We start from the raw sequence: 1,426 nt of genomic DNA, 5'->3' as shown, positions 1-1,426 counted from the left end.
GGGTGGGAGCGACGAGTTTGTGGCCGGGGACGGGCCGCACGTCGGCGGTGGGGCGGATGGCGATCGCCAGGGCGACGACCAGCGCCGCCACCCCGACGATGAAAACCCCACCCAGGACGGTCCCCAGCAGCTTGAACCCGCGATCGCGGTAGCCGCCGTCCAGGAGGCTGGTCGCGGCGGTGCGGGCACCGGGGTAGGCGCCGGTGTAGGCGTCGTCGTCGGCGACGGCGCTGTAGGCGAGGTTGTCCAGGCCCGCGTCAGCGCCGGCCTCGAAGTAGCCGGGGGCGATGGCCAGCGGATCGATGGTGCCGGTGCCGGGGTCCTGGGCGTAGGCCAGCGCCGCGGTCGACGATGCGAACAGCGGGGCGCTCGCCGACGCCAGCGCGGCCCCGCGGGCCAGCGCCGTGGCCGGCTCCTCGGGCGTGGTCAGCGGCAGCGTGGCCGCCGCCTCCAGCGCCGGCTTGATCATCGGGATGTCGATGCCGGCCCCGACGACGAACACCGCGTCCGGGCGCGGGGCCAGGCCCTCGGCCTCGGAGACCATCGCGGCCAATTGGGCGACCGCCGCGTCGTCGTCGTCGGGCAGCGCCTCCCGGTGAACGTCGGTGATCGACCCGTCGGCAGTGTCGACCACCGCCAGGGTGGCGGTATCGGGCTCGATGAAAAGCAGCGCGGTCTGGGCGTAGTTGGTGTGGTTCCCGACAGCCTGGGCCAACGCGGCCGCGGCCAGGAAGGCCGAGACCAGCATCACGTTCTCGATCTTGTGAGCGGCCAGCGCATCGCGCAGGGCTGCGGCCTCGGCGGGATCGGAGAAGGTGACCCCGGTGGAGGCCAACTGGTAGCCGCCCTCGGCGGCGCCTTCCTTGGTGCCCAGGATGGCCGACACCACCTGGTCGGCGGCGCTGATCGTCGCCGTCCCGTTGTCGGCTATCTGGAAGTGGTCCTCGTCGACGGTGGCACCGTCACCGCCCTGCCCCTCGACCAGCACCATCCGGACTGCCGTCGGCGCCATCGACACGCCAAGTACCGTGTCCAAAGCTCCTCCATCGTCGTTTGCCAGGTCGTCGTTTGCCAGCCGGTGGCTTCGAGCCGTCGTCCTCACACCATCCGGCGTCGCTGACGCGCCGGTCGTCCCCACCGATGATCCCCTTGGCCATGTTCCCCTTGGGCATGTTCCCCTTGGGCCGTGATTTTACCGCGCTCCCCGCCGGGCGGTCCGAGTGCTCGTTACGGCCAGGGGAGGGGAATGCCGTATCGGTCGAGGTGGCGGCGGACCCAGGCGCCCCCACCGTGATCGTCGCCACCGGGACTCAGCGGCGGACCCTGCTGCGGGGGATTCGCGGTCGGTCCCGGCGCCGTGCTGGCGATGTTCGTCTCCGGGGTGGCGGCGCTCGTGCTGGGGCTCAATATCCGCCCCCACAGCCCC

At 72.1% G+C, this 1,426-nt stretch carries 2 protein-coding genes; both read right to left on the bottom strand.

The features are described 5' to 3' along the window. The coding region (locus FPZ47_RS27490; RefSeq protein ID WP_428321256.1) for a DUF7159 family protein at positions 1 to 1,036 on the bottom strand (1,036 nt) is incomplete at its 3' end. 191 nt (positions 1,037 to 1,227) lie between these two features. Then, the coding region (locus tag FPZ47_RS29090; protein ID WP_210420043.1) for a hypothetical protein at positions 1,228 to 1,426 on the bottom strand (199 nt) is incomplete at its 5' end.

The sequence above is a fragment of the Mycobacterium helveticum genome (genome assembly GCF_007714205.1).
GTDB lineage: Bacteria > Actinomycetota > Actinomycetes > Mycobacteriales > Mycobacteriaceae > Mycobacterium > Mycobacterium helveticum.
Note: the sequence above shows the minus strand (reverse complement) of the source record. Positions and strands in the feature narration are given on the sequence as shown.